Source organism: Brachyspira innocens ATCC 29796, assembly GCF_000384655.1.
Classification (GTDB): domain Bacteria; phylum Spirochaetota; class Brachyspiria; order Brachyspirales; family Brachyspiraceae; genus Brachyspira; species Brachyspira innocens.
This window is the reverse complement of record NZ_ARQI01000051.1, coordinates 1-8321: the sequence shown is the minus strand read 5'-3', so window position 1 is coordinate 8321 and position 8321 is coordinate 1. Positions and strand designations below refer to the sequence as shown.

9 protein-coding genes and 1 pseudogene are annotated in these 8321 nt (G+C 27.9%); all 10 read right to left on the bottom strand.

The features are described from left to right. Positions 1–358, bottom strand: a pseudogene (locus tag F811_RS0101035) (phage tail protein); the annotation flags it as partial. Positions 359–369: 11 nt separating this feature from the next. Further along, positions 370–1458: a DUF2313 domain-containing protein gene (locus tag F811_RS0101030; protein WP_020003452.1), complete on the bottom strand. Its 1089-nt coding sequence runs from the start codon at positions 1456–1458 to the stop codon at positions 370–372. Then, a complete protein-coding gene (locus F811_RS0101025; protein WP_020003451.1) occupies positions 1449–2495 on the bottom strand; it encodes a baseplate J/gp47 family protein in 1047 nt (348 codons plus the stop codon). The genes F811_RS0101030 and F811_RS0101025 overlap by 10 nt, the downstream gene beginning before the upstream one ends. After that, positions 2488–2811 carry a phage GP46 family protein gene (locus tag F811_RS0101020; protein WP_020003450.1) on the bottom strand — a complete coding sequence of 108 codons (324 nt, stop codon included), beginning with the start codon at positions 2809–2811 and terminating at the stop codon, positions 2488–2490. The genes F811_RS0101025 and F811_RS0101020 overlap by 8 nt, the downstream gene beginning before the upstream one ends. Before the next feature lies 1 nt (position 2812). Beyond that, entirely contained in the window at positions 2813–3379 is a 567-nt protein-coding gene (locus F811_RS0101015; protein WP_020003449.1) for a hypothetical protein, read from the bottom strand. Further along, positions 3369–4388 carry a hypothetical protein gene (locus F811_RS0101010; RefSeq protein WP_020003448.1) on the bottom strand — a complete coding sequence of 340 codons (1020 nt, stop codon included), beginning with the start codon at positions 4386–4388 and terminating at the stop codon, positions 3369–3371. Before F811_RS0101010 ends, F811_RS0101015 begins: the two co-directional genes overlap by 11 nt. Positions 4389–4513: 125 nt before the next feature. Further along, entirely contained in the window at positions 4514–5806 is a 1293-nt protein-coding gene (locus F811_RS0101005) for a hypothetical protein (protein ID WP_020003447.1), read from the bottom strand. Beyond that, positions 5807–7840 carry a phage tail tape measure protein gene (locus F811_RS0101000; protein WP_020003446.1) on the bottom strand — a complete coding sequence of 678 codons (2034 nt, stop codon included), beginning with the start codon at positions 7838–7840 and terminating at the stop codon, positions 5807–5809. Between the two features lie 96 nt (positions 7841–7936). Then, on the bottom strand, positions 7937–8155 hold the full coding sequence (locus F811_RS0100995) for a hypothetical protein (protein WP_020003445.1): 219 nt from the start codon (positions 8153–8155) through the stop codon (positions 7937–7939). Next, positions 8118–8321 (bottom strand): hypothetical protein (locus F811_RS16665; protein WP_033425189.1); only part of this gene is annotated, 204 nt, incomplete at its 5' end. The genes F811_RS16665 and F811_RS0100995, both read right to left, overlap by 38 nt.

Here is an 8321-nt window from a genome sequence, read left to right as displayed (position 1 = left end):
ATTGCCAAGTACCTCCAAAAAGTTTTTCTGGAGATTTGCTTGCATCAAAAGTTCCATCATCTTCAGCAAATTGTATGTATGTTGATCCTATTGGACATGATTTATTTAAAATTAATTTATCAATAGCTTCTTTTAATTGTGTTTCGCTTGTATTATTAGGTTCTAAACCACAATACTTTATTAAATTATTTAAATTATCTATTATAAGATTTATAGTTTCGGCAGGAATAAAAGAAGCTGGTTTTTTGGGATCTGTAAAATCTCCATTTGTAAACTTCCCATCGCTTCCCATAGAAGGAAACTTTATTATTTCACCAAAAATATTAATATCTTGATCTACTGGATATAATCCTGACATAATTTAACTCCTTAATTTATATATTCAAAAAATACTATATTTTCTGGATAAATTGATCTAATATAGCTTTCAAAATTATCTTTTTGATTTTGGTTATTTAATTGTACATAAAAAATAATAGTTCTATGATTTATATAATTTAATATCCTTATTTGTCCAGTTTTCAAATCTCCAAGTTCACTGGATTCAAAATAATTAAAAGATTTTAATATATGAGCATCATATTTTTCAATATTTTTGTTTAAGTCATTTAAATCTATTTCAGCTGGAATAACATATACAAAAAATATAGTTTTATCTGTGTTTATACTAAATATTGTATAGAAAATATCTTCAAATAAAGCTCGTTTTCTTTTTCCTGCTAATGTAACATATATAATAATAGAATTTGAATGCATATAATTAAATATTCTAGTTCTTCCAAATTTACTATGAGCGAATAAACTTTGTTCAAAATCTTTTTCTATTTTCTGTACAGTACATCCAGATATATAATTTTTTATTATTTTATTAATATAATCAACAGTTATTTCTTCTATACTAGGAAGTATATAATTATATATAATAATTTTATTAGCCATAAATATAGTGTCTAAGAATTTTTCTAATTCTTGTTTTTTAGAAGGATCTTCTATGGTTAAATAAATCATTATTATACAGAAAGCTCTATAATTAAAAATCCTATCATTACCAAATCTGCTAAAACCAAAAACAGAAGGCTTAATTTTTTCATCTATTTTTATAATATTAGATGAATAATATTTATTTATTATTGTATTTAATGAATCTATATTTAATTTATTTTTATTCTGTACCAATAGAATAGTTTTTCTTTCTTCTAAAGTTAGATCTGGTCTTAATATACCAGATAATATTCTTTCATAATCTTCTATAGTATCTTCTGTACAAGTTTCAAGTCTTGATTCAAGCCAAAGTTTATTCAACTCTTTTTTAAAATTATAAATAATTTCTGATTGTACTTTAACAAGTTTATATATATCAGAATCTTTATTTTCAAATTGTCTTTCAAAAAATAGTCCTTCAGGGTAAAGACTTTTCACTGCTTCAAAATATTGTTCTTTTGATGCTATTAAACCCATAATATACTTCCTAAAACTGGAAATTGTAATTGACTAATATATTTATCACCATCTTCTATAGTTACTGAAGCATTAGAAATACTAACTCCATCTACAATTAAATCTCTTAATGTACTTGTATTAATAAACATATCAGGTTTAGCTTTCTCTAAAAAATATTCTTTTATAGTATTCTCACAATATTTTCTATTTATCATAGTATCTTCAAGAGGTAATAAATCTATAGTTAAATTAATATAAATCAAATCAAGTGCTTTTACTGTAAAAATAATTGGAGGAGCAACATTTTCTATATATGTTTGTATTCTTTCTATATTTGATATTTTATAGAAACCTGTTTCAGAATTACCTCCAAGAACTACTATAAGTAAAGCCCCAAAGATATTAAAGTTTTTAAACTCCCAAGCCTTAGATACCTCACTTGAAGCATTTAAAGCCCAAGCCGCAAAATCTCCTGATTTACCATTTAAACTGCTTTTTACATAATTTAATACTCTAAGTAAATAGTTTTCATCAGTTTCTCCATCTGTACCGCCTTCTATATCTTTTTTTACCACCGCTTCACTGCTTACATTAGAAATTAAGTTAGAAGTAAGAGATAATTTTGAGCCTTTTTTTAAATTATAGCTGCTTCCTGCATTTTGAGCCTGCACTTCAATTTCAATACTTCCATCATTTTCAATTATATATGATTTAGAATTAAAATAAGTATTACCAATATTTGATGAAAAAACACATCCTGCTGGTATTGAAACTCCTGGTATTCCTTCTATTAAAATACTTCCGCTTGCCACCTCAGCATATAGAGGCGGTACTCTATCAGCCCAATGAGCTCTTAAAAAATCCTTTTCTGCTGTATCAGGAAAGATTTGTTTTTTTAAAAACTCTATATCACCCAAAAGAGAATATTGAATACCAGCTTCTACATTTGCTATTACTTTTACTAAATTATATTTAGGAGTATTTTCAAGCGGATTTAATTCACTGTAATATTGATTTAATATTTTTGCTTTTAATTGTTCTAAAGATTCATTCATTATTCCATACTCCTTTTATAATTTCTGTATTATTATCAGGCTTTCTGACTAAAACAGAATAATTTAATCTGCTTTTATTTTCTATTTCAGTATCAACTTTTATATCTTTTGCAAGTCCATCTTCAACTATCCATTCAAGAGAATCAGTTATTATTCTTTTTACTTCATTTTGAGTTTCTTTGCTTAATTTATCTTTTTTGGCAAATAAATCGCTTCCAAAATCATTGTCTGCCCACCATTTATTTTTATTGGAATAAATGCTCATAGAAACAAGATATTCTATATTATTATATTTGTTTAGATCTATTTCTAACATTTCAATTATTGGCTCCATGCACTATTTTTGTATTTTCTATATTACTAAAATTAGCAATTGTTTTTCCAGCTAAAGCAGCACTTAAAGCAAGCTGAAAAGCAGAGTTTGCTCCATTTCCAGCTTCTGGTATAGGAGCTCCAAGACATATATTTAATATAGCTTGAAGTATTTGATTATTTTTTTCCAATTCTTTTTTTAATTCTTCTATTTTTATAAGTCCGCCGAAATCATCTCCTCCTATTTTTATCATATCCTCATTTATAATTATTGATATTTTTTCATTATATATACATGTATCTCCTTCTTTGATTTCAGGGGCTTTATCACTCGATAAAATAGGCAATATTTGAGAGCTGTCAAAATTACCGCCTTTAGATAAAATAATTACTTCTCCTTCTTTAGCTTTTGCAATAAATCCATAAGGAAATAATTCTTTTTTTTCTATTGTTTTATCATAAGAAGATTTTACTTGAATAGTATCATCATTATTTCTTTTTATAAATTTTGAAATAGTTATAATATTTGCTATTTTAGAAGATATAGAAGAAATAAAATTATTAATATTCATTTTTAGCTCCTTTGTCTACTAAAATTATATTAGATGAATACTCTTCATTATTAAGAATAAGCTCAACACTTTTTATTACTTTATAGTTATCTATTCCAAAAGAAGGAATATTTACTTTTATTAATTGATTAGGTTCATAAAATACTTCCTGTTCACTTTTATTTCTTATTTGTAATTTTTCTATTTCTTTTTCAGGAAGTCCCCAGCCATACACATTGATATTTAGTTCATCTGATTTTCTTCTTTTTAATTCTGATTCAGCTCTATTTAAAAGTTCTTGTTGAGATATATTTTCATCTGTAAAAAATAGAGTAAATACTCTTTTTGTATTACATTTATAATCAAACTTTTCTCCAACTCCATAATTTCCTTTTATCCTATAACAATTAAATTGTTCATATCCTTTTTTATCCAAAACTGCAGATTTTATATTCCAATTTTCTTTTAAACTATGATTTGGGATACTTGATAAATATTGTTTTTTATCCCAAACATACAAACCAGACTGTTGATTTGAAGCTATTGCATATCCATTATTTTCTGCTATAGTAAGAAGTTTCTGCCAAACACTTTCATTTTCCCAAGTAAAAGATTTTATAGTTGGTGATTTATCAATATCAGTAGGATAATGTGATACTGCTATATTAGAATTATATTTCTGTGCTATTTTTCTCACTACTTCTACTAATGTACCGCCTTCAATTCTTCCTGAATCTGTAGAATCTATTATATCTCTTGCATAGGAACGTGAATGTATAGTCATCTGCTTTTGATTATTATTTAATACAGCACTAATGTCATCAACTAAAGTAGTTGTTACATTCCTCTCATCATTATTCCACATAACAGCCTTTATTATTATCCTGTCATGTTTTTCTACTTTTTTTAATTCACTTAAAGGACATACTATATCAGCAGTATTACATATTTCATCAATACTCTTTTTTATAATAATTGAATTATAATTAATTAATCTCTTATTTTTTCCAGCATAAACTTTAATATGCATTTTAATAATACTCCTATTTGCTATGTTTGCCTCGCCTTCGCTTTGCGTGCCTTCGGCAAAGAAGTGAATAAGTAAACTTATTCACACGTCTGTGCCCCTGTGGGGCTGGCTCGGCTCACTTTTTCTTAAACATAAAATATTTCTTTAGGAAGTACAAAACTATCTTCTATAAAATTAAAATCTCTCAAATTGTATGAGTTCAAAAAATGCTCTGCATTTAATAATGTCATATTCTTATTGAACTTAATTTTTCTTAATTTCTTTAATTCTTTTATTTTCAATTCTTCTATAACAGATATTTTTAAGTCTATTAAAGCATTATTAAGTTCATGATCATCTTTATTTATAGAATCATTTAATTTGTCATATAGTTCTAAATAATTTTTTATTTTTTCTTTACTATCATCTATTTGAATTATAATACTAGCAACAGCAGTAACTGCAATTATTTTAATAAAATTATCACTTTCTTTTGCAGTATTCATTTCATTAAAAGAAATTGTATCTTTTGTAGTATCATAATTATAAAAATTAAGAAACTGAAGTAAAACTTTTTTTTCATTATTTTTTGCATTTTCTATTGGAAGTATGCTGTTAATCAATGATTTTGAGCTTTCAGCAGTTTCATTTACAGACTGTTTTATATCTATTATTCCATTAACTATTGAAGATACAACATTCTGTAAAGCATCAGCGAAAACTGAAGGAGTTCTAATTCCTTGGGCGATTGTAGAAGATATTGTATTTATAGCCCTTGCCATATCATTAATATAATCTGCTTTTCCTTGTATCATTCCAATAACATTTGAAAGTTTACTTGATACATTATTTATACCTGATAAAAAAGTATCATAATTAAAATTATTCTCTAATTTCTTTTCAAGATTTTTATTAGCTATTTCCTGAACATTGTTTTTAGCATCTTCTATATTAAGAAAATTATAATTTTCATCATTTTTTCTACGCCAAAGGCGGACACTCGTCTCAGCACATAGATTAAAATTAAGTTCTATTTTACATTGACCATTTTCATTCGCTTTTTCATCTATAGACCAGTTTTCTAAAGTTACTTTTAATCTAGGATAAAGAGGTAAAAAAATAAAAGCTGGATTTTCATCATCTGTTTTTATCTTAAAAGCATTTATTAAATCTATTTTTTTATTTAAATATTCTTCATCTCTTAAAAAACCAGATACTCTTATTTTATTAACAGATTCATTAATTGAAGTATTACTCCAATACCCAAAATTAGGATAACTTGAATTATCTAAAGACTGTCCGCCTGAAATATTTATATTATCATATAAGAAATAAACAGCTTCTATATTAGGAGCTTCATATTTTACAAGGCTTTGTATTTCATAAGCCTCTCTCCAAGATGAAGAGCTAGGATATTTCAAATTGCTAGTATTTTCCATTTAATAAGCCATATTCCTTATTTCATTAATATTTCCTGTTTGTATATTTATATTTGGTATGTTATTATTGTATGGAGTAGCTTTATAATAAGTTCTTTCATCTGTCAATTTTATATCTACTCCAATATTAGCAGCCCCTTTCATTTCAACCTGAGCATTGTTATTTTGTATATTATTAGCAGTAATAGTTTTTTCTAAAGTATCTTCTTTAGTCAAACTTTCTCCAATTTTTCCGCCAAGTTTGCTTCCTAAATATCCTCCAGCAATACCAACACCAGCACCTACTAAAGCTCCTATAGCTGTGCCGAGTCCAGGAACAACTGAACCTATAGCAGCACCTATAGCAGCGGAAGTAGCAGCTCCAGCACTAGCTCCTATAGCTGTACCCGCAATACTTCCAACGGCTCCTCCAACAGCCTCACCTTTCATTTTATTTTGTTCTTTTTTTGAAAGTGAAGGATCATTAGCAGCCATAAATCCGCTTATAGCCATTGGTATAGCAGTAACAGCAGCACCCATAGCACCTGCACCTGCTGTTTTTCCTAAACTTTTCCAAGTCATTTTTCCATTATTGATATTTGGTATATTTGAAGATGACTGACCTGCTTTGAATGTGTTAGAATTATTTCCATTTGAAAAAAACTGTCCCATATTTGTAACAAAAACAGGAATAGGAGTTCCTGTTCCTTGTATATGACGACTGTCCGCTTGCAGCGTAGATGATATATTGCCTTTTGCCATATTTTTCAAACTGTTTATTGAACTAATTGTATTAGCAACCCCTGATACCAATTTTGCTGTCATAAATATTCCAAATCCAGCTGCTATAACTTTGAATACGGCATCAAATCTTTCAGGATTTTTAGCAAAATTATTTAATATTCCTGTAACTTTTTCTAAATATGGTGCTACGTTTTTATTTGCAAAAGAATCAAAAGCTGTCTGCAAGTTTTGAATATTAGCTGCCAAACTTTTAGCATTCTCTGCTGCTGCTTTATCTCTCATACCTTTTGCATCTTCTAAATCTAAATACTTTTCTAAACTTGAACCATAATTTTTATAAGCATTTAAAGCTTCATAAACCATATCTGAACCAAATACTTTATTCTCTCTCAAAGCACCCCAACCATTACCTAATTCTTTCTGAGCATTTACTATCTGCATCATAATAGTATTTAAATCCTTCATTTTTCCATTTGAATCTGTTACAGAGAAATCTTTTCCTAATGATGCCCCTAATTGTTCTAAAGCATATTGAGTTTCTGGATTAGCAAGTTCAGACATTACTGCTTCAAGCCTTGTAACAGCTTCATCAGATGATCCAACTGCCTGTCTTAAAACTTGCATTGAAGCCCCAACATTTTTTATGTCTTCTGGAGCAGTACCTATTACAGAATAAGCCGAAATTATAGAAGCTCCTAAAGATGCGAAATCTTTAGCTACAAAAGCCCCCTTATTTCCTTGAGAATATAATTCATCAAGCAGCTTTGATGTTTCTTCAGATGTATATCCTAATTTAGAAAATTCCGAAAGTAATGAGCCTATATCTGTTCCTGTAGCATTAAATGCCCTTATAGATTTTGCTATATTATCTATATTAGCTCTTGCAAAATCCATATCACCTGTTTTTTCCATTATTTGATCCATAGCATCAATAATTTCATTGGCATCTATTTTTACATCTGACTGCATAGCTGCTTTATATATAGCTTCACTTAAACCCTCCATTTGTCTTTTTGCAGTTTCTATATCTTTGGCATTCATTTTTGCAACAGTACCTATTTTATTTATCCTATCTTCAAATGCTATCATTTTATTAATTGTAGCACCTACACCTATAGAAACTCCTAAAGTAGCTAAATTACTTGCTGTAGAGTTTAATATCCCATCTATTTTTGCCGAGTAGGCACCTATCGCTGAAAAAGCTCCCTGCATTTTACTCTGAAAAGAATTAACTTTATTGGAAGCCTTATCAATACCAGAAGAGAATTGATCTTTTAATTTTATTAAAACGCCAGCTGTTATATTACTCATTGTTGCTATGTTCGCCTCGCCTTAAAGAAGTGAATAAGTAAACTTATTCACACGTCTGTGCCCCTGTGGGGCTGGCTCGGCTCTCTTTTCCTTAAATTAAAATATTCCTTTTATTACTTTATAAATTCTTAAACTTTCTTTATGCCATTTTAAAAATTCTTTTATTGTCATATTAATCAAATTATCATAACTTAAACCTTTAGACATTATCATAACTTCAAGTATTAAAGTTCTAAATATATTTATAATATCTATATAATCTTCTTCAACATATTCATCATTTTTTTTTATTATCCTTTTCTGACGACTGTCCACCTTCGGTGTCAGTATTAGAAATAGAATTATTTATAAGTTCATTTAATTTTGCTTGACAAATTACCCAATCAGTTATTTCCATATTTTGTAATATTATTTCAGGTTCTCCTGTCATAGCAGATAACATAGCGACCTCTCTTGAAACTGTATTTTGAGGATATGGATC